This window comes from Paraburkholderia humisilvae, assembly GCF_902859855.1.
GTDB classification, from domain to species: Bacteria; Pseudomonadota; Gammaproteobacteria; order Burkholderiales; family Burkholderiaceae; genus Paraburkholderia; species Paraburkholderia humisilvae.
This window is the reverse complement of record NZ_CADIKH010000480.1, coordinates 1-569: the sequence shown is the minus strand read 5'-3', so window position 1 is coordinate 569 and position 569 is coordinate 1. Positions and strand designations below refer to the sequence as shown.

Here is a 569-nt window from a genome sequence, read left to right as displayed (position 1 = left end):
GGCTCTGGTGCAAATAGATAAGCGAGTTGAGCAGTTTCTGATATAAAGGATGCCTTATCGAGTTGACAGGACAGCATCCCATACGGTGGGCGTGGCGGCATCCCCGAGGCCGAGCTTCGCGAGGTCGAACTGACCTTTGCGAATGCGATGCATCAACTCGAGGCATGAAATCGTGGTCGCAGCGCTCCTGAACCGTTTGAAGCCGAGCATCACATTTGTTCTGGATTTGGTGTGTCGGTGGTCCTGCCCGATCAGGTTATTCAGATATTTCGAGGACCGGACCTTCGTGTCTTCAGGCAACAGGCCGTCGGCCTTCATCTCGCGTACCGCCCGGTGCGAGGCAGCGTAGCCATCGAGCGTGATCGTCTCTGGCGGCTGGCCCTGATGCCTGATAGCCTTGCTGAAAAAGGCTCTGGCTGCGGCCACATCGCGTCTCGCCCTGAGTATGAAGTCTACCGTCTGGCCGGCCCGATCCACCGCCCGATACAGATAAACCCATCTGCCGCGAATCTTCAGATAGGTCTCGTCAACGCGCCAGGACCGGCCTGCGGGTGTGCCAAACCGATTCC

At 58.0% G+C, this 569-nt stretch carries 1 protein-coding gene; it reads right to left on the bottom strand.

Annotation, left to right across the window (positions count from 1 at the left end; all coding sequences use genetic code 11):
• Window positions 1-54 precede the first annotated feature (54 nt).
• The coding region (locus tag HV796_RS43155) for an IS6 family transposase (RefSeq protein ID WP_175233661.1) at window positions 55-569 on the bottom strand (515 nt) is incomplete at its 5' end.